A 17784-nucleotide genomic window follows, 5' to 3' on the forward strand; every position below is an offset into this window, starting at 1 on the left:
ATCTGTATTGAGCAACTCTTAACACTTTAATTAATAGATTATGTATGTTATATCTCTCTAGTTCAAACTCTCTTAAAGTAGACTGTACATCTAATAATTCCAACAAACTTCCTCTTCCCTTAACTAGTATTCCATATTATGTATACCAACTTGGTGAATAGTTTTATTGAATAACAGTTGTGTTTTCTCAGTCAACACTAATTTTATCAATATTATCCAATATATTATAACATTGGTTAATTAACAGTGATATGTAATTTGATCTTTATTTATTTGACTATGTATAAAATCATTTGTAAACTCATCATTATTAAAGGGATGTATTATACACACCCATCTTAACAAATGCCTCGCACCCCTTTTCTTGGATGGAAGACTGGTTCTTCGTAATATTTGGAACCGTAATGATTAATAGAATGGAAATAACCATTAATACGACGAGCATTTCAATTAATGTAAATCCTTTTTCATTTTTTACTCTTTTCATTATTTTTCGCAGCATTACGATTCCCCCTAGTTAAATATCTTTCATTAAAGAAAACATAGGTAATAAAACAGCCAGGTAGATGGAAATGACTAGGATGCCGACAATCGAAAATAAAGCAGGCTGGACGATTCGCATCGCTAACGTCATCCTCTCCTCAATCTTTTCCAATAGATAACGGCTGTAATGAAACAATTCTTGATCCAGACGACCGTATTTCAAACCATTTGCGGCGACAATACTAAAATTTTTATCAAAGTACGGCATCGCTTTTAGAATGTCTTCAAGAGGCTTACCTTCCGTCAGCTCATTTTTAATGATTAAACAGAGATTTTTATAAAAAGGCTGCTGCTGATTTTCTGAAAATAACAAAATGCTTTCCTTCAATGACAACCCGCCCGAAAGAAGGCTGCTAAATTGGCTTGCAAAAAATTGAGTTTCATACAGTTTAATGAATGGACCTAATATGGGGATCTTTAAGAGTAATAGGCGGCGTTTAAGGGGTGAAAGCTTCATATACCAGAATTGTCTGAGGAGTAAACCAAGTATGACCGCCGCTCCAAGAATATACGGCAGGTAAGAAAGGAAAGACGAGGCAAGTCTGACGAATGCTAAAAAACCATTTTCTTTCGCGTCCATTGAGGAGAAAAGAACTTCGAACTGCGGCAGCAATACGCCTTGCAACATGTAAAACGCGCCGCCAACAAATAGAAGCAGTAATACGGGATACACTAACAGCTTTTGAATTTTCTCCATATCAGAAGATCTTTTCTCCCAATAGGTGCCTGCCTCCTTCAGTGCACGTGATAGATCGCCATATTGCTCGGCATAATAAATAAAACTAATGAGCTGTGGATGAAACTTTAATGCGGTTAAGACTGCATAAAAAGGATACCCCCTCATCAACTCTTCAACGGCTTCATCCAAGTCCAGTCTTTTCTTTTTGGTTTCTTGGAATTTTAAAAACTGAATTCCGTCGGAGAGCGAATAGCCATACTCAAGCAATTCGCCCAGCTTTAATAGAAACGAAGCCTGTTCAGTCATTTTCCATTTACTTCGTTTCATGTTCATACACCAGTCGTTCATATTCTTCCGCTTCAATGTATCCAAAAGCGATGGCCTTACTGATTTCATGTTTTAGCTGCCTATAGCCTGCCTGATGCGTCTCACCCTTGGCTGCCTTTAAGGCTTCAATCAGCTCTTTTCCATATAGCAATTCATAGACACTTGCCCGTTTAGCGCGTTTTTGAAGCATGCATTCTGGGGTACATCCACTGCTTCCGCAGCTAGGACAGTGTAATTCAACCAGTCTTTGTGCAGTGATGGCAATCAGGGTCTGTTCAACTTCAATCGAGCTGACACCGAATTCAAGCAATCGATAAATCGCACCCTTTGCATCTCTAGTATGCATGGTTGTAAGAATTAAATGACCCGTCATGGCTGCCCGGACGGCAATCTTGGCCGTTTCCGCATCGCGGATTTCACCAACCATGATAATATCAGGATCATGTCTTAAAGCGGCTTTTAGTCCGACAGAATAAGTAATTCCTGCTTTTTCATTAATTTGTACTTGGAGAACATTTTCTGATTCGTTTTCAATGGGGTCTTCGAGTGTGATGACATTTCTGTTAATCATGTCTCTAGCATGATGAAGTAACGAATAGAGGGTCGTGGTCTTGCCGCTGCCTGTAGGTCCAGTGAATATTATCATTCCGTGGGAATGCTTCAGGAGGGCAATTAGTTTATTGGCGGTAGTAGAGAAAAGGGACAGCTGTTCGAGAGGTAAGATACTTTGCTGAGGGATTAAACGAATAACGAGGCTTTCTGAGTAGGTGCCTGGCAAGGTCGACAATCGAAGACCTACCATCCGGCTTTCAAGATTCATTGTTAATGCACCGCTTTGAGGGCGCCTCTTTTCTCCGATATCCATAGATGCTAAAAATTTCAGATGTGAGATTAACCGATCTGACTCATCTTGAGTCAGTACTTCTTGTGGAACGAGCTTGTTATCGATGCGAAATTGTACAAGTGGTCCTTCTTTGCGGGGTAGAATGTGGATGTCCGAAGCAGATAAACGGACGGCACGAGATAAAATACTGTCTGCAGTTTTTTCAATCGATTCCAATCATAAATCACCTCCATATTTAGTGTAATGATTAATTTCGACCCTTCCCGCCAAATTCCTGCAAGAAAAATAAAAAAAACCCCCATTTTTTTTGGAGGCACTTAATCTAGCTATCTAGTAACTTAGGCAAAGGTTCATCCTTGTATCCTGCTTCGAATGCAGCAGATTCTTAAGGGCATCTGCGTTATGGCCAATAATTAATTTTTCTCCATCCGTTATAATCGGACGGCGCAGCAGCTTTGGTTCACTTGCTAATAATTGGAGGACATTTGATAAGGACATTTCGTCCATATTAATATTTAAGCGTTTAAATGTTTCACTTCTTGTAGCTAGAATTTCATCCAACCCTTCAGTTGTTAAGGCAAGAATCTTCTTTAATTCATCTGGTGTCGGTCCAGCGCGGAAAATATGCCGTTCTTGAAAAGTAACTTGATTGCTTGTCAGCCATTTCTTAGTCTTTCGGCAAGAGGTACAGCTTGGATAGGAAAAAAAGAGTAATTCTTTCATGCGTCACACTCTCCATTTCATTTAATTATCTATTGTAGCCATTGTATAACTTTTGTATAAACTTTGTACAGTTATTTGCACGAAATATTCAAAAATATTTTTTATAAATTTAGGCATAGTTTCCATTCTTCTTATGTAACTTCATTCCAATGTAACCAGTACTGTATTATAATGGTTGAAAGAGCAGTATGAGGTGAGGGAATGGAACAAACGTTAAAAATCACAAATGTATTAGCTGACCCAACTCGTTATCACATTTATCAATACATTGTGAAACAGCACAAAGAGGTCATTGTGCAAGAAATAGCGGACGCTTTTGAGATTCATCCAAATGTTGCCCGGATGCATTTAACTAAACTCCAAGATGTGAGTTTAATTACTTCAGAAACGAAAAAGACCGGCAAAGGCGGCCGGCCAGGCAGAACCTATAAATTAGCGGATGAAGTAATTCAGCTGCATTTCCCGTACCGCGATTATCAGCTTTTAGCAAAGATCGCGATTGAAAGCATGATGTCTCTTGGAGAAGCCGGAGAAAAAGCTCTTTTTGAAACAGGTCGTGCCTTTGGTTCTGAACTGGTTAAACAGCAAACCATGTCAGCACAACCGTATCTCACTTTCGATGACAAGCTTGCTATAGTCAAAAATGCAGCTACACTCGCTGGTTTTAGTCCGGAGTTTCAAATTAGCGATGACCAGACCACAATTTATTTTCAAATCCATAATTGTCCATTTAAAGAATTGGCCAAGAACAATAGCAGCACCATATGTTCTATGCATAATGCCTATCTGCTTGGCATGTTTAATTCAGTATTTACAAACGTTCAGTTAGTGGAGAATGAGAACATGGTTAATGGCTGTGATTTATGCTCATATCGTGCTTCTGTTACGGACTAGATACAAACTTAGCTTTACATCGTATCATCAAGTCATTTATAATTATTTAGTGATTACCATCATTGGGGAAAAAAGGGGAGGTTTACACAATGGATCGTATGTTCAGGGTTTGCGGTTTTTGGACTGGAATTATGGCGGTATTTTTCTATTTAGGCCATATGCATGAAATGTCCTTACTTTTCTTCGGACAAACTGGATTTTTTGTACTTTTAAGTTATTTAAAGCTTTCTGAACGCATGTATATCTACGTATTTGGGGCGTATTTAACTGTATTCTTTGTAGGATTTAGTTATTATACCGTATTTATGATGACACCGGGTGCGGCTCACTAAAAAGCCTACATAGCTCATGAAACCTTGGTTTCATGAGTTTTCTATTATTCAAGAAAAGGCTGTCTAACATGTCTACACATGTAAGACAGCCTTTTTTTGAGTGCTGGACTCTTTATTCGCTTAATTTCCCCTGTATTCCCTTACTCTGAAGCATCACTCGGAAATAGGAACTAATTCCTCCAGGCATCACCAGACTGCGTATAGCTCGATTCCTTTTGGCAGTATCTGAAAAGGGATTTAAGTTTTGATGATCTTCAAGTTCTGTGAAAAGACCAGCCCCGATTAGAAAATCAGCCTGTGATTGGAGGCGCTCAAACCGTAGGCCGGCACGTTCACCATAGTGCTGCAAGGCATCAAAGTGGATATGAGTAGTGAGATCCATTTGACCTGGTTGTTGGAGAATATCTTCAACCAGTTGATGGCGATAATACCCCCTCAGGCTCCCCTTCTTGTGAACAGCTTCAGTCCATTCAGGTTGGGTATAGCCATAATCAAATGTGACCACCACACCTTTAGCCAGCGTGCTAGAAATCGTCGAAATCATATCAACCATCTTTATCGGTATTTCAAATCGCTGATTCTCCGCTAATTCAATGCTTTGTAATTGGATATATTCTTGAATTCTACTATCTGACAAACGCTCTGACGTTTCAAAGAACCTTCCATCGTGTTCTTTAATAAAAACCTCATTAAGAACCCCCTGCTTCTTCTCAATAACATGAACAGGTAATGCGTCGAAAAGCTCATTCGATACAATAATCCCCGTAAACTTTAATGATGCAGGTATTTCTTCCAGAAAGGTAACGTTCGTGAATTCAGCTAATCTCTCTTTTTGCTCTGACTGATGAAAGGGACTACTGTCAATAATCGTATAAGTAAGCTGTTTAAATAATTCAGAGTCCGTCCTTCTAAGGCTGGAAAGAAGATCAAAAGCCAGCTTTCCTGTTCCCCCCCCTATTTCAAGAATTCCTGGGGTGAGCTTGGCTTCCCTGATAACCTTAGCCGTCCATCTCCCTAGACACGATCCGAACACATTATACACATTTGAGCTGGTATAGAAATCCCCAGTTTTCCCAATCTTCGTTCCCGGTTTCATATAATAACCGTTTTCGGGTGTATAAAGCGCCGCCTCCATATATTCACTATACGTAATTTTTTGATCTCGCTTACTTCTTATTAATTTACGAAGATAGTCATCCATTCTCCCTTTCCTTTCACCTTCATTTCTCTCATCTCAAAAACGGATTGCTTGCGATTTCATCTTCAATGGTCGTAACTGGACCATGTCCTGGAAAGACAATTGTGTCAGCAGAAAGATTTACTAAGTGTTGATTGATACTCTTCATTAATTGAGCTTCGTTCCCCCCAGGTAAATCCGTACGGCCTACACTATTTTTAAATAATACATCACCAGAGAACAGCATGCGTTCACTCTCTAAATAATAAGAAACACTTCCTGGTGAGTGACCTGGTGTTTTAAACAGCTTAAACACAAAACTGCCAAGCTCTAGTTCAGTTTCATCAGTTAATAGGAAATCTGCGGGCTTCATTTGCATAGATTGTCCAGCTAAAAAGGATTTGGAGCCGTTTAAAGAAGGATCCATCAGCCACTTTTCTTCCTTTTGATGAAGATAAGCTGGAATATTATAAAATTCACGAATCTCATCCAGTGCCCCTATATGATCAAAATGAGCATGTGTCAGGAGAATGGCAATCGGCTTTAGCTTTTTTTGCTGAATCAACTGAATCAGTTTTGAACCTTCTTCACCAGGATCAAAAATAATACACTCTTGTTCATTTGAAAGCAGGTAGCAATTTGTTTGCAAAGGGCCGAGCGGTATTTGGTTCCATTTCACTTCTATTCATCTCCATTAGTTTCATTATCTAGTATCATCTTACACTACTTCACATCATAATTTAAGATGTGCTTTCAAAAATAAGGTCCCTCATGTGTTGGTTAACGCTCGAGCTCTTATGTAAATGTTAGTTCCGCTTTAAGGTCGGCGGTAAGCATAATTAGGACTGAACCTTTTTCCACGATCCTTTAAAAATGGATATTGTTACACAAAGTGATCACTAATAATCTCGACAAATGGAATAAAAACCATTAAAATAAGAGCGAACGCAATCTTTCTACATATTTATAGGTAGATTTTATACACCTCTGGGCATTCTAAAGTTCAGTGGTCCAAAAGAGTAGTATTCAGATTGAACAAAGGGGGCATAACGATGGTTTTAATGGTTGTTTTAGGCTTAGTTGCGATTCTAGGCATAATCGGTACAATTTCCTCACTTAAAGAAAGAAATATTCTTGGAATCATTTTTGGCGGAGGCAGCGCGCTTGTCTTTGGATGGTTTACAGTGATGACGTTAATTAACAGCGGTTTCCCAGTTGCACACTAAGTACACAAATAGGGTAAACAAAAGAGCATGGATCACCATGCTCTTTTGTTTACCTTTTTTATTGTTTAAAAAGCGGATAGACTTCTTTACCATTCATATCAATTATGTTTTCGAATTGATACCCGTATAAACACCAATCTTGATTCTGTGAACAGCTTAAAGGCTCATTTTCGAGCTGAGTCATTTCTTTTTCTTGTGTACCCGTCTTCCAATTGAAAGAAAGTAAGCTAAAGCTTCCTGTGTATTGATCGACATTTCCAGCTTTATCCGGTGCAAAGGTTAAAAGAGTTTGTTTTGTTTCATTATAATCATAATAAGGAATCAACCAATCCGAGAAGTTTTTTAAATGCGGTATTTTAAATGCCGCAAGTGATTGATTTTTTTCATTATAGAACGTATAAGTAGCCTTGCTGAATGTTTCGCTTTCGTCTCGAATGACAAAATACGAATGTTTCATTTTCTTAAAATAAATAATATCAAGCATGATGCCTTTTTTCTGTGCATCTGCCAGATTTTGCTTAAACAGCGGTGCAGTTAGATTAGGCTGCTCTTCATTCCAATCTAAATACCAAATCTCATCCTTACTGCCCCATTGTAAAAAAGGCTGTGGTGCTTTTACCGTTTCCAAGCTTTTCTTTCCACCATTAACAATATAACTTGTATATGACCAATCTCTATTAAATCCAGACAAAAAAAGTGTGCCTGGTTCATAGATATTCCATTCATAGGTCAATTCCACAGACGGGATTGAGAAGGAATATTGAACATCGCCGGTATGTGTAAGTATGACAAGACTGGCGGTATCCGCAGTCGAAGCAGTGTGTACAAGAACAAAAGATTGGTCGGGACTGATTGAAACATCAATAATCTGCTCTGCAGGATAATGAAATTCTTCTCCTGCCTTTTCAGTCATTTTCCACGTCTTTATGACTGCTTCTTTACGATTTGATTGCTGAACACTATACAAAATGGTTTCGTTATCCAGCCAACCATATACTTTATCAACTTTCTCACTTTCGATAACGGGAATCTTCAGATTATCAGGGTCAGTTAATGGTAAAGATTCTTGCCGGGGGTTATCTTCTACAGGCTCCTTGTGAGTGATTTCTGACTCGCAGGACGTTAAAAGAAATAAGCTGGAGAGTAATGCCATAGACAGAATTAAGCGAACAGTCCATATAGACATCACGAGCTGCTTCAACTGGCAGTGTGATGTTTCTTCAACGTTAATCTCTCACACCCCCTATTGAAAAGCGCAAGCAGCTTCAACCAGCAATAACAAGTAACCTTCCCTAACGAAAGGGAATAGCTAATGCTGTGCAAGTATCCATCTTGCGACCATTCTTTCGCTTTAATTATAAAACAAAAAAGTTCAGAATGCCCTTAAAATCAAGAAAAACATAAAAAAATCCTCATAAGAAAAAAAGTCCAGAAATATTTCTTCTGAACCTCTAGTCCCTCTCTAGATAAAAACGTAATAAATCTCCCTGAACTAACTGATCAGACAGTGCTAGCTCCTGTTTCGCTTTATCCATAAATGGCTCGCAATAGGAAATATCAATCAACTTTCCCGTTTCTTTTTGATAACAAGTATCAGTGGTATAGACGTATTCTGAAGTAATAAAGGATCCGTTTCTAAGGACAGCAAAATCCAATTTGTCTTCTGCAAATAAATCGTTTCCAAACTGCAGCTTGTTCTCCGTCTTCAATCCAAGTAAATGAAGAATTGTCGGCTCCAAATCGATTTGCCCAGATACCTTATCAATCGTTTGCCCGGTTTGACCCGGAATATGAATAATCAATGGTACCCGCTGAAGCTGAACCGTCTCAAAAGGAGTAATTTCCCGCTGAAGAAACTGCTCAAGGGATTCATTATGATTGTCAGATATTCCATAATGATCCCCATACAAGACGATAACTGAATGTTCGTATAAATTCGTTTCCTTTAAATCCGTGATAAACTGCTCAATCGCTTCATCCATGTAGCGAACCGTAGGGAAATAGCGGTTTAATGTTTTTGATGCGGATGTATATTCTGGAATACTTCGATCTTCTCTGTCTAACGTAAAAGGAAAGTGATTCGTCAATGTAATGAACTTTGCATAAAACGGTTCCGGCATTGCTTGTAAATGGGCAATCGACTGCTTAAAAAAGGGCTTATCTTTTAGTCCCCAGTTTACTGAGTTAGCCGCATTGATTCGATAAGCAGTATTGTCATAAAAGTGTTGATATCCCAGGGACTGGTACATTAAATCACGATTCCAAAAGCTCTTATTATTGGCATGCAGTGCTGCTGTATAATAACCTGCTTCGTTTAGAATAGCGGGTGATGCTTGAAAAGTATTCTGCGCATGAGTAAAGAATACCGCGCCTCTTCCTAATGGATAAAGTGAATTTTCCACTAAAAATTCAGAATCAGACGTTTTTCCCTGACCAGTTTGCTGATAAAAATCGGTGAAATAATAGCTCTCCTTTATAAAAGCATTCAGAAATGGGGTGATTTCCTCACCGTTCATACGCTCGCCGATGACAAAGTTTTGAAGTGATTCCATAGAGACCATGATTATATTCTTATCTGATGCCGCTCCAAAAAGCTTTTGATTTGGTTCCTTTTGATTTGCTTGTATATAGTTCTCAATATCGGTTAAACGACTGCCATCGGCAAGGGCCCGCTGTGCAGATGTCTTCGATTGCAAATACGCATCATATAAATGATAATGATACGTTCCAATATTCTTCACTAACATTTCGCGGTCAAAACTCCGTGTCAACAACTGCGGACGTGCTAGTTCCGCCATCCCTAAATGAATAAAGGTAATACTAAGAACAAGCATAGTAAAAACCTTACGTTGTTTACTGGTATAGCTCCGAGTGACTTGCTTCCTTTGTATAAAGAAAAGCAAAATAAAAAAGTCTGCAAAGTAAAGAAAATCTGAGTAGTTGATTAATTCCTTTACACTGCCTCCCAAATCATTCATATTGCTGGTTTGAAACAAAACCGGCAGCGTTATGAAGTCAGAAAAAAACGGTAAAAAATGATATTAGCTAATAAAATAACGGTAAGAATAAAGTTAACGGACAACAAATAGAGGATTTGTTGTCTATTTTTTAATAGCAGACTGATTCCGAGAACAAGTAATAAAAAGCTAAGGGGATTAATAAACAAAATGAGGGCTTGCAGCCAATTATCGATGCTTATTTCAAAGCTTGTTTGATAGGCAATGTATGTTTTTAACCAAAGAAAGCATACAGAGAGACCAAACAGCGAAGGCTTAAACATAAATAGAAATCGTTTCAACTTGTTCCCCCTTGCTTGTCTGTTATTCTAAATCATCACCCCTCTATTGTATCCCCAACCATGAAGAATGAGTCTTGATCAAGAATATAATTTTTTAACAAGCCAAGCTGCACCAATTACACCAGCGTCATTGCCAAGAGTAGCAATGCTAATACTTGTTGATTTACTCACACGCTTAAATGCAAAACGCTCAAAAGCCTCTCTTACTGGAGCTGCCAATTGTTCACCTGCTCGTGAGACTCCGCCCCCGATGACAATTTTTTCAGGATTCAGTGCATTTGCGGTATGAGAAAGTGCCATGCCTAAATAAAAACTTACCTTGTTTATAACTTCATTAGACAGCAAATCTCCCTCCGCTGCGCAAGCGAATAGCAGCCGTGAAGATAAAGGTTCTCCTGCATTTATCTTTTGTTGTAAGATTGAATGGCCATCGTCCGTTGAAAGTGCTTCATTAGCTAGTCTGACAATACCCGTAGCGGAAGCAACCGTTTCAAGACAACCACTCTTGCCGCAATTACAAGGCGCTCCGCCTTCAGGAACCACCGTAATATGACCAATCTCTCCTGCTGCACCGCTCGCACCTTGGACAAGCATGCCATTAGCGATTACACCGCCGCCCACACCCGTTCCGAGCGTTACAGCAATTAAATCTTTTGCCCCATTTCCTGCACCTTTCCACATTTCACCCAGTGCGGCCAAATTGGCATCGTTTTCAACAACTGCAGGCAGGGAGGTTTCTACTTCTAATAAATCCTTAAGCGGGTAATCAACCCATCCCAAATTAATAGCTTCATAAATGGACCCATTACTTCCATCAACAGGACCAGGAGCACCCATTCCTATTCCAAGCAGCTGGCTTTTGACCATTCCTAATTCTTCTAGCTTTTCATCAATGGTCTTCGCAATATTCGTAGTAATATACTTTCCGTTTTCCGAAATATCCGTAGGAATCTCCCATTTGTGAAAGATTTCTCCGTATTTACTAATAATCGCAAGCTTTGTTGTTGTTCCGCCTAAATCGACACCCATCAGCCATTTATCCATTATCGTCACCTTTTTTCATTTTTTCTGTTTCTTTTCTAAGGTAATATGATGCCTTAATAACAGGATCGCTGTTTGATAATCCTTTATATCAATCATCTGCATCTGGTATAATTCGCGAATTTCAGCTTCCATTAGCTCATACTCCGCGACCCTGTCTCCTAAATAAACAAAAAAACCAAAACGTTTTAAAAACTGCTGTATATCATAGATTGTTTTCATCTCATCGACCTCTTTTAAGTCTGAATCATACTAGTAAAGTATAAGCGATATAAGTAAGAACTCTCAAGTACTATAACTATCATAAATAAGTGGACAATCACATATCCTTTAGCATTCAGTGAGTTTGGAGGCGAATGATGAAAAAGCGTGTGGTGTATATGGCCATCTTCATGGCGGTTATTATTTCTTTTTTACTTTATACGTATCAACCTGCCAAGGAAACCATTAATTTTTTTCCGATTGACCCCTCACTAAGCTTTCAGAGCGCTTCAACACATCTTACTGCCAGTGAATCGGGTAAGAGATATAATCTAGCCTTACGTGTTGAATCATCGCTCAAAGAGCCTGTATTTCTTCGTCAGGATATTGCCCTGCTTTATAAAAATGGGAAACTGATTAAGGTATTAAGAGACTGGAAGCAAAACACCGCATATCTTTCACAGGAGGACCGCCAAAAGCAAAGTGAGAGCGGAATTTTTCAGAATGTCAGCTTTCATTTTGCTGAAGCACATCCAAATAACAAATATACCAGTGTGCAGACCATGACAGATGCTCATCTCTATATTATTCACTCCAAAACAGATCCATTTCAATCGTTTGCCAACCCTATTTCAAATGACCAAGGCGAGTGGAAAACAGCCCTTGATCGAAATCTAGAAGCAGTAACGCAGCACGCACTTACCAATGGTTTGAATGCCTTTAAGCTGGATGAAAAACGCTACACTGTTCTCCCGCTGACGTCTTTACCCTCAGAACATAAAATGTTTTTCGCGTCTTTTCCTCCCGCTCGTCAGCAGGAAATTATCGGCAGGCTTTGGGAAGGTCTTTACAAGAACTATATTCTTGGTATAAAAAAAGAGGACGGCACCGTGGTCGAGCCACAAAATAGTACCATTCCTCTTTTATTACTTGATAGTAACCATCGTGAGCTGTTCATCTTACTTACCGCTGGAGATGGAACACCACTCTTATTAAAGCAGCAGCTATAACCCTTTAATTTTTTCTATAAGTTCTTGATAGCGTTTATCCTCGGGGTTAAGCTCTGCTGCTTTCTCAGCCTGCTCTAACCCCAGTTCAAGCTTATTTTGTTCAAGATAGATGACAGCTAAATAGTAATGCGCATCAGGAAAGTCAGGCTTCTGTTCAATCGCTTTTACGTTATAAACTTCTGCCTGTTCAAGATTTCCTGCTTTTGCTTCAATCGTAGCTAAATAAAAATAAGAATAAGGGGCCTCACTAAAATCTTCCGTATACGCTGAAAGCATTTGTTTTGCCTTTTCAATTTCACCTTTTTCTTCATAATCAGCAGCCACGACCGTCATAATTTGATCATTGCTTTCTGAGGCTTTAGGCTGACTAAACCCATAATGAAGAAGGAAAAAGGTTAAACCGACTGTTACAACAGCAAAAACCAGCTGTTTAACTAGCTGTTTGCTTTTTGGCAGATTCAGAACTCCGGAAGCTAAGAAGCCGCCAATTAACCCGCCAATATGTCCAGCATTGTCAACATTGCCGACAGAAAAGCCATAACCCAAATTAATAACAATTAAAACAACGACATTCATTCCCATGGTTCTCATGAACAGCTTTGGATGCGAAAGTCCAAAATACAATAAAGCACCGAAACAGCCGAATACCGCACCGCTTGCTCCAGCTGAAACTGTTGGAGACATGATAAAGCTCGCCACTACTCCTGCAAACCCAGCAAAGACATAAAGAAGTAAAAAACGCGTCCTTCCAAAGATTCTCTCTACTTCAGCTCCAATGAAATACAACGAAAGAGTATTCATCGCTAAGTGGAAGAAACCGATGTGTATCACCATCGGTGCGAAAAAGCGCCACCACTCTCCCTGAAGCATGAGCGGTGTATACTTAGCACCAAAATCAATTAATGTTTTCGTATTCGTACTGCCGCCGCTGAATTCCATGATTATGAAAACCGCAATCTGTATGGCCATTAATATATAAGTAAAAAACGGCTTCCCCTGTTGGAAAAGTTGTTGCTCTTGTTTAGCCATTTTTACTGATTCAGCCAATGCGGATTGTTTAATTTCGTCGATTTCTTCTGCCTGTACCTCGCCAGAACCCGGAAGTTCAATGGATAGCGATTTAGAAAGGATCTGTTGAAGTTCCTCAATTCTTTCATTAAACGCATCTGTTTCCAAAATAAAGGTATGGATGGTCGTTTTATTATTAATGGTTGGCTTCCGAGTAAATTCATAGTCATCCACTGGTGCAAACGAAGTAACATATATATTGAGAACCTCAAGAGGTTTTTTATACAGTTTTTGTCTGATTTTTTCACCATTAAGGCTTGTTCTTTCAATATCTCGATTTAACCAGCTCGCCCAATCAAGATCATGCCGCATCAATCGTATCACAGGGTGTTTTTTTTCATGTGTATTTTCCAACCAAATTTCTTGGTGATTTTCTGTCAAGGTAATGATTCTATAGCCATATCCGGCAGAAAGTTTCTTGATCATCGACCAAAAAAGATAATCCTCATTTAATCCCAAAGCTTTCCCCACTTTCTATTTCTCCCTTTTCTCAATGTCACCGTTTTCTAGTACTCTTTAATGATAGACGAAAGTCACCAAAAAGTAAAAATCAAAAACGTCTGAATAGTCTATGAAGAACAAGATAATAAATGACTGTCCAGTAGTTTGCCTCTCATCTCCTAGACAGCAAAAAGGCCTTATCATGTCGACAAGACCTTTTGTAGTCACTTAATTCCAAAGTCCTTCTGAGCTGAGCTGAATACGGAATGCATCATTTGATTTCTCATAAACGGCAGACTCAATGATCCTGAAACAAGCATTTTTCGTAACCAGGGATTAGATAACACGGTGTTCATTAGTTTATATCGATAACGATAGCCATAGTAAATCGCTGTTCCAATCATGATTATTCTTATTATTGTTTTCAATTGATTTCATCCCTCCTCACACGTAGTTTGTCAGGGATGACTATTTTTAAACTGGATATGTATTCCAAATTTATTCCGTTTCGTTTTTCAGACATTTGAAGATTTGTTCCTCGGTGATAATCTTACCAATTGGGAGGTCATGGTTTTCAGTGGGGAAATGCGTAATTACCTGCTCTTTAAAAGCCAATGAAAGGGTGTTACCGGTATATCTTGAAAGATATCTGTCATAATACCCCCCGCCAAATCCAAGACGGTGACCCCGCACATCAAAAGCTAATCCTGGTACAATGAGTAAATCGAGTTCTTCTGGGGGTACATAAACTGTTTGATCGACACGAGGTTCTAATAATCCAGAATAAACACATTCAAGCTGAGAGAAATCTGTTAAGATTCTAAAATCCATCTGCCTTAGCTGTGCCTCGCATTTAGGAACTGCGACCTTTTTTCCCTGATTCCATGCATGAGCGATAATTGCTTTGGTCTCTACCTCTGGGAAAATCGATACGGTAATCCCGATTATTTGGGCCTGCCGCCATTCGCTCTCTTGGTACAAGCTTTCAGCGATGCATGCTGACCGCTTGCAATAGTCTGACTGAGACATGGTTTGTAACAGTTTCTTCATACATGTCCGAACGTTTCTTTTAGAATCCATTCTTAATCCTCCTTAAAAAACATAAAAAAAACAACAGGAAAAATCCTGTTGTTTACTTTGTTTCACGGTGGACCGTGTTACGTTTTTCTCTAGAGCAATATTTTTTAAGCTCAAGACGATCGGGATTGTTACGTTTATTTTTTTTAGAAATATAGTTACGGTCTCCACATTCAGTGCAAGCTAACGTAATATTCACGCGCATGTGTATTTCCCTCCAAACATATTGACATTTTCACATAAGACTTTTATATGATAGCATTTTTCTCAATCAAATGCTAGTATGTTTTTTAGGAAGAATGATAACTATGCAGAAATATTTATATTGCTAGGCTATCTGCTTGGCTAAGCAGCTCGGTATGAAGGATTTTAGCTTCTTCTTTTGTTGCCGAATGAATGACCCATGCGATGGCTTCAATACATTCTTGCGGCATAATTTCTGTTTCTAATGAAAAAACACTTGTGACTTCCCCCCGTGCCAATGGTGAGTAGAGAAGAAGGCCTTCCTTAAGCGATTTAAAGCACCCATGCTGATAGAGACTTCCTTTTCCCTGAATACAGTATTGAGAAATCCCTCTCCCTCTGACGACCCCGCCAAGCAGCGCAATTGATTGTTGACCGACATGAAGAATGGCTTGTTCATGCGGACTATAAAAGGCTACAGCTTGTCTTTCTTGTGCATTTTCGTAATGACAGACAATCTTTGGAGTAATGATGGCATTTGAGCGGTTATTAATCGTAAATTTTATAAACGAAATTTCCTTTTTACTATATGATTGACTAAACGAACGTATTTCCCCCTGGTTCTCGGAAACATTATCCTCCTCACGATACCAATCAAAGCTGCCATCCATCCACAATCCAGCCCTTAAATTTCTCCGGTAACCCTCTCGCTCCGCTGTTTTATAAGCCGATAATGTACTCATTAGCTAACCCCCTCCTGTTTGTAAGCGCTTCAAATCGTTCGAATGGCAACTTCAGCAGACAATTTCATATTTCCACCAATGCATAAACAGTAATAATAAACTAATAAAGGAAAACTATTCCTTTTTGATGTATTAATCGTAGCATCTATCTACATTTTGAACAATAAACACATTTTGTCGATTTTTCTCCGTTGTCTATGCATAGCGACTTAAATGCAAAAATTTTTTTTATTTTCCTTACTTTCTTTACATTACTGAAGACTTTCGACAAATTCCTTCCAGAAATCGCTGTAGTTGCAAGGAAATATACCCCTTTTTTCGAAAAATGTGTATGATAGATTTAGATCAAGAATACAACAGCTGAGGTGAAACAATGAATACACTTTTACTAAGCCTTCTTTCACTTGCCATTATCCTTTTTATTGCTGCTTTTTTTAAGAAGGATCGGGTAGCTAAACTAGAAGAAGACTTGGAACAACTTACACTTACCCATATGCAGGATATCTATCTATTAAAGAAAAAGATTAAAATTCTTGAAGAAGAATTTTTAGTAGAAGATTTCCCTATGTCCCCCTTGCCTGCACAAAAAACAAAGAAACAACAGGCGCCAATTAATGAAATTCTTAAGAATCAAGTTCTATCTCTCTATCAACAAGGACTTTCTCTCAAGCAAATTTCTGCCCAATCAACTCTCTCAACAGAGATCATTACAGAAATCATTGAAAAGTCATTGAGAGGTTCTACTTATGAATAAAGCAACGATACAGGCATTTGCTGCCGGCATTACCTTTTCTACAGCCATCATCACTGGCTATCTGTTTTTCCTTGAACCAGAGGAAACCGCGCATGAAGTAACAGTCGTAGAAGCAACGGCACTTCTCGAGAAAAAAGGATATACGATTGAAGACCCGTCACAAATTGAGAAGAAAAAAACAGTTGAACAACCTAAGCCTAAGGCTGAAAAAGTGGAAAAAGCCATCAACTATAGCCTGACAATCAAGCCAGGGATGACTTCCCAACAAATAGCCAATAAGCTCGTCAACGAACACATCATCCTTAACGCTGAAACGTTAACTAATTACTTACGAAGAGATAAACTCCACGACCATATTCAGGTCGGTACCTTTATCCTCTCCAAAGAAATGTCCATTGAACAAATCGCAAAAACCATTACCAAATAAATACAAAGCATTTCAGACTGTCGAGAACCCTCGACAGTCTTTTTTGTTGTATAACACTTTTTGGCTGTTTCCAATAACAATGGCCACATCACAACGATGTGGCCAGCTGATCGAGTTTTTTCAGTCATTGAGGTCCAGGTATCTTCCCCGTACAAGATAATAAATGTTTTCCGCAATATTGGTTGTATGATCTGCTGTCCGTTCAAGGAAACGAGCTATTAAGGATAGCTGGGTTACCTGTTGGATATTTTCGTGAGATAGCTTTAGGAGTTCTTTCATGCACTGTCCATATAGGATGTCGACTTTGTCATCCATGAAGACAATTTTCCTCGCCAGTACCACATCGTCGTCTTTAAATGCCTGAATGGATAAATTCATCATTTCAAGTGTGACATCATGCATTTCCTTATACAAAGTCAGCGGCATTATAAACGGTTTTTCACCAATCCGAATAGCTGCCTTTGCAATATTTACGCCAAAGTCGGCCATTCGTTCAATATCAGAAGCGATTTTAATTGCCGCAATAATTCGCCTTAAATCAATGGCCACGGGTTGTTGTCTAGTAATTAACTGGATGGCAAATTCGTTAATTTCTTCTTCTAACAAGTCTGCTCGTTCGTCTCGTTCAATGATTTCAAGAGCCAGCTCCATGTCTTGCTTCTCAAGCGCTTCAAATGATCCCCGAATGGAATGAGCTGCACATGCAGATAGTTCAATCAGCATGTCCTTTAATTCCTGTAATTCTAATTCAAACTTCTCCCTAACGACCATGCACACTACCTCTTTTCTAAAATGA

The 17784-nt window shown here is 38.9% G+C and carries 20 protein-coding genes and 2 pseudogenes; 6 read left to right on the top strand and 16 right to left on the bottom strand.

The window, feature by feature from the left end; genetic code table 11:
• Positions 1 to 334: 334 nt before the first annotated feature.
• From comGC to WYK_RS09375, 4 genes and pseudogenes are all read right to left on the bottom strand, one after another.
• Positions 335 to 487 (bottom strand): annotated as a pseudogene (comGC, locus tag WYK_RS09360) (competence type IV pilus major pilin ComGC); the annotation flags it as partial.
• Between the two features lie 30 nt (positions 488 to 517).
• Positions 518 to 1549 (bottom strand): competence type IV pilus assembly protein ComGB, encoded by a 1032-nt coding sequence (gene comGB / locus WYK_RS09365; RefSeq protein WP_040374238.1) that lies wholly within the window; start codon positions 1547 to 1549, stop codon positions 518 to 520.
• The gene (gene comGA, locus WYK_RS09370; RefSeq protein ID WP_040374239.1) at positions 1536 to 2609 is read right to left on the bottom strand and encodes a competence type IV pilus ATPase ComGA; all 1074 of its coding nucleotides are present in this window, start codon (positions 2607 to 2609) and stop codon (positions 1536 to 1538) included. The genes comGB and comGA overlap by 14 nt, the downstream gene beginning before the upstream one ends.
• A 114-nt stretch (positions 2610 to 2723) precedes the next feature.
• A complete protein-coding gene (locus WYK_RS09375) occupies positions 2724 to 3116 on the bottom strand; it encodes a Spx/MgsR family RNA polymerase-binding regulatory protein (protein WP_040374240.1) in 393 nt (130 codons plus the stop codon).
• Between the two features lie 201 nt (positions 3117 to 3317).
• Here WYK_RS09375 and WYK_RS09380 point away from each other — a divergent pair, with 201 nt between their 5' ends.
• Together WYK_RS09380 and WYK_RS09385 are read left to right on the top strand one after the other, a co-directional pair.
• On the top strand, positions 3318 to 4010 hold the full coding sequence (locus WYK_RS09380; RefSeq protein ID WP_040374241.1) for a helix-turn-helix transcriptional regulator: 693 nt from the start codon (positions 3318 to 3320) through the stop codon (positions 4008 to 4010).
• An 89-nt stretch (positions 4011 to 4099) separates the two neighbouring features.
• Entirely contained in the window at positions 4100 to 4342 is a 243-nt protein-coding gene (locus tag WYK_RS09385) for a DUF2626 domain-containing protein (RefSeq protein ID WP_040374242.1), read from the top strand.
• Positions 4343 to 4454: 112 nt separating this feature from the next.
• Here the strand turns inward: WYK_RS09385 and WYK_RS09390 are convergent, their stop codons facing one another.
• A complete protein-coding gene (locus WYK_RS09390; RefSeq protein WP_040374243.1) occupies positions 4455 to 5543 on the bottom strand; it encodes a class I SAM-dependent methyltransferase in 1089 nt (362 codons plus the stop codon).
• Between the two features lie 28 nt (positions 5544 to 5571).
• Positions 5572 to 6198 (bottom strand): MBL fold metallo-hydrolase, encoded by a 627-nt coding sequence (locus WYK_RS09395; protein WP_040374244.1) that lies wholly within the window; start codon positions 6196 to 6198, stop codon positions 5572 to 5574.
• Positions 6199 to 6571: 373 nt separating this feature from the next.
• Here WYK_RS09395 and WYK_RS23915 point away from each other — a divergent pair, with 373 nt between their 5' ends.
• Entirely contained in the window at positions 6572 to 6745 is a 174-nt protein-coding gene (locus tag WYK_RS23915; RefSeq protein WP_040374245.1) for a DUF2759 domain-containing protein, read from the top strand.
• A gap of 58 nt (positions 6746 to 6803) precedes the next feature.
• Here the strand turns inward: WYK_RS23915 and WYK_RS09405 are convergent, their stop codons facing one another.
• The 4 genes and pseudogenes from WYK_RS09405 to WYK_RS09420 all read right to left on the bottom strand — a co-directional run bounded on the left by WYK_RS09405 (position 6804) and on the right by WYK_RS09420 (position 11306).
• A complete protein-coding gene (locus WYK_RS09405; RefSeq protein ID WP_040374246.1) occupies positions 6804 to 7931 on the bottom strand; it encodes a YqgU-like beta propeller domain-containing protein in 1128 nt (375 codons plus the stop codon).
• Between the two features lie 265 nt (positions 7932 to 8196).
• Positions 8197 to 10025: pseudogene (locus WYK_RS09410) on the bottom strand (LTA synthase family protein).
• 96 nt (positions 10026 to 10121) lie between these two features.
• Entirely contained in the window at positions 10122 to 11090 is a 969-nt protein-coding gene (locus tag WYK_RS09415) for an ROK family glucokinase (RefSeq protein ID WP_040374266.1), read from the bottom strand.
• A 12-nt stretch (positions 11091 to 11102) separates the two neighbouring features.
• Positions 11103 to 11306 (bottom strand): YqgQ family protein, encoded by a 204-nt coding sequence (locus tag WYK_RS09420; RefSeq protein WP_040374247.1) that lies wholly within the window; start codon positions 11304 to 11306, stop codon positions 11103 to 11105.
• Between the two features lie 137 nt (positions 11307 to 11443).
• On the opposite strand from WYK_RS09420, the gene WYK_RS09425 reads away from it, so the two are divergent.
• A complete protein-coding gene (locus tag WYK_RS09425) occupies positions 11444 to 12295 on the top strand; it encodes a hypothetical protein (protein WP_051387404.1) in 852 nt (283 codons plus the stop codon).
• Here WYK_RS09425 and WYK_RS09430 read toward each other — a convergent pair.
• The 5 genes from WYK_RS09430 to WYK_RS09450 all read right to left on the bottom strand — a co-directional run bounded on the left by WYK_RS09430 (position 12290) and on the right by WYK_RS09450 (position 15807).
• Complete coding sequence (locus WYK_RS09430; protein ID WP_081704836.1) at positions 12290 to 13834, bottom strand: rhomboid family intramembrane serine protease; 1545 nt, start codon at positions 13832 to 13834, stop codon at positions 12290 to 12292. The genes WYK_RS09425 and WYK_RS09430 overlap by 6 nt on opposite strands.
• A gap of 194 nt (positions 13835 to 14028) precedes the next feature.
• Entirely contained in the window at positions 14029 to 14232 is a 204-nt protein-coding gene (locus tag WYK_RS09435) for a hypothetical protein (protein WP_051387405.1), read from the bottom strand.
• Positions 14233 to 14302: 70 nt separating this feature from the next.
• Entirely contained in the window at positions 14303 to 14884 is a 582-nt protein-coding gene (locus WYK_RS09440; RefSeq protein WP_040374249.1) for a 5-formyltetrahydrofolate cyclo-ligase, read from the bottom strand.
• A gap of 52 nt (positions 14885 to 14936) precedes the next feature.
• Positions 14937 to 15086 carry a 50S ribosomal protein L33 gene (rpmG, locus tag WYK_RS09445; protein WP_040374250.1) on the bottom strand — a complete coding sequence of 50 codons (150 nt, stop codon included), beginning with the start codon at positions 15084 to 15086 and terminating at the stop codon, positions 14937 to 14939.
• Between the two features lie 115 nt (positions 15087 to 15201).
• On the bottom strand, positions 15202 to 15807 hold the full coding sequence (locus tag WYK_RS09450) for a hypothetical protein (RefSeq protein WP_040374251.1): 606 nt from the start codon (positions 15805 to 15807) through the stop codon (positions 15202 to 15204).
• Between the two features lie 373 nt (positions 15808 to 16180).
• Between WYK_RS09450 and WYK_RS09455 the strand changes: the two genes are divergently transcribed.
• Together WYK_RS09455 and WYK_RS23280 are read left to right on the top strand one after the other, a co-directional pair.
• Positions 16181 to 16561 (top strand): hypothetical protein, encoded by a 381-nt coding sequence (locus WYK_RS09455; protein ID WP_040374252.1) that lies wholly within the window; start codon positions 16181 to 16183, stop codon positions 16559 to 16561.
• Complete coding sequence (locus tag WYK_RS23280; protein ID WP_051387406.1) at positions 16554 to 16988, top strand: endolytic transglycosylase MltG; 435 nt, start codon at positions 16554 to 16556, stop codon at positions 16986 to 16988. Before WYK_RS09455 ends, WYK_RS23280 begins: the two co-directional genes overlap by 8 nt.
• A 120-nt stretch (positions 16989 to 17108) precedes the next feature.
• Here WYK_RS23280 and phoU read toward each other — a convergent pair whose 3' ends face one another.
• Positions 17109 to 17759 carry a phosphate signaling complex protein PhoU gene (gene phoU / locus WYK_RS09465; protein ID WP_040374253.1) on the bottom strand — a complete coding sequence of 217 codons (651 nt, stop codon included), beginning with the start codon at positions 17757 to 17759 and terminating at the stop codon, positions 17109 to 17111.
• Between the last annotated feature and the right edge of the window lie 25 nt (positions 17760 to 17784).

The sequence above is a fragment of the Peribacillus psychrosaccharolyticus ATCC 23296 genome, assembly GCF_000305495.1.
Taxonomy (GTDB): domain Bacteria; phylum Bacillota; class Bacilli; order Bacillales; family DSM-1321; genus Peribacillus; species Peribacillus psychrosaccharolyticus.

Excerpts from the sequence above, each read along its gene's own strand:
- WYK_RS09390 (WP_040374243.1), bottom strand. The coding sequence starts at position 5,543 with ATGGATGACTATCTTCGTAAATTAATAAGAAGTAAGCGAGATCAAAAA.
- WYK_RS09380 (WP_040374241.1), top strand. The coding sequence starts at position 3,318 with ATGGAACAAACGTTAAAAATCACAAATGTATTAGCTGACCCAACTCGT.
- WYK_RS23915 (WP_040374245.1), top strand. The coding sequence starts at position 6,572 with ATGGTTTTAATGGTTGTTTTAGGCTTAGTTGCGATTCTAGGCATAATC.
- phoU (WP_040374253.1), bottom strand. The coding sequence starts at position 17,759 with ATGGTCGTTAGGGAGAAGTTTGAATTAGAATTACAGGAATTAAAGGAC.
- WYK_RS09420 (WP_040374247.1), bottom strand. The coding sequence starts at position 11,306 with ATGAAAACAATCTATGATATACAGCAGTTTTTAAAACGTTTTGGTTTT.
- WYK_RS09425 (WP_051387404.1), top strand. The coding sequence starts at position 11,444 with ATGAAAAAGCGTGTGGTGTATATGGCCATCTTCATGGCGGTTATTATT.
- rpmG (WP_040374250.1), bottom strand. The coding sequence starts at position 15,086 with ATGCGCGTGAATATTACGTTAGCTTGCACTGAATGTGGAGACCGTAAC.
- WYK_RS09440 (WP_040374249.1), bottom strand. The coding sequence starts at position 14,884 with ATGGATTCTAAAAGAAACGTTCGGACATGTATGAAGAAACTGTTACAA.
- WYK_RS09405 (WP_040374246.1), bottom strand. The coding sequence starts at position 7,931 with ATGTCTATATGGACTGTTCGCTTAATTCTGTCTATGGCATTACTCTCC.
- WYK_RS09455 (WP_040374252.1), top strand. The coding sequence starts at position 16,181 with ATGAATACACTTTTACTAAGCCTTCTTTCACTTGCCATTATCCTTTTT.
- WYK_RS09375 (WP_040374240.1), bottom strand. The coding sequence starts at position 3,116 with ATGAAAGAATTACTCTTTTTTTCCTATCCAAGCTGTACCTCTTGCCGA.
- WYK_RS09385 (WP_040374242.1), top strand. The coding sequence starts at position 4,100 with ATGGATCGTATGTTCAGGGTTTGCGGTTTTTGGACTGGAATTATGGCG.
- WYK_RS23280 (WP_051387406.1), top strand. The coding sequence starts at position 16,554 with ATGAATAAAGCAACGATACAGGCATTTGCTGCCGGCATTACCTTTTCT.
- comGB (WP_040374238.1), bottom strand. The coding sequence starts at position 1,549 with ATGAAACGAAGTAAATGGAAAATGACTGAACAGGCTTCGTTTCTATTA.
- WYK_RS09450 (WP_040374251.1), bottom strand. The coding sequence starts at position 15,807 with ATGAGTACATTATCGGCTTATAAAACAGCGGAGCGAGAGGGTTACCGG.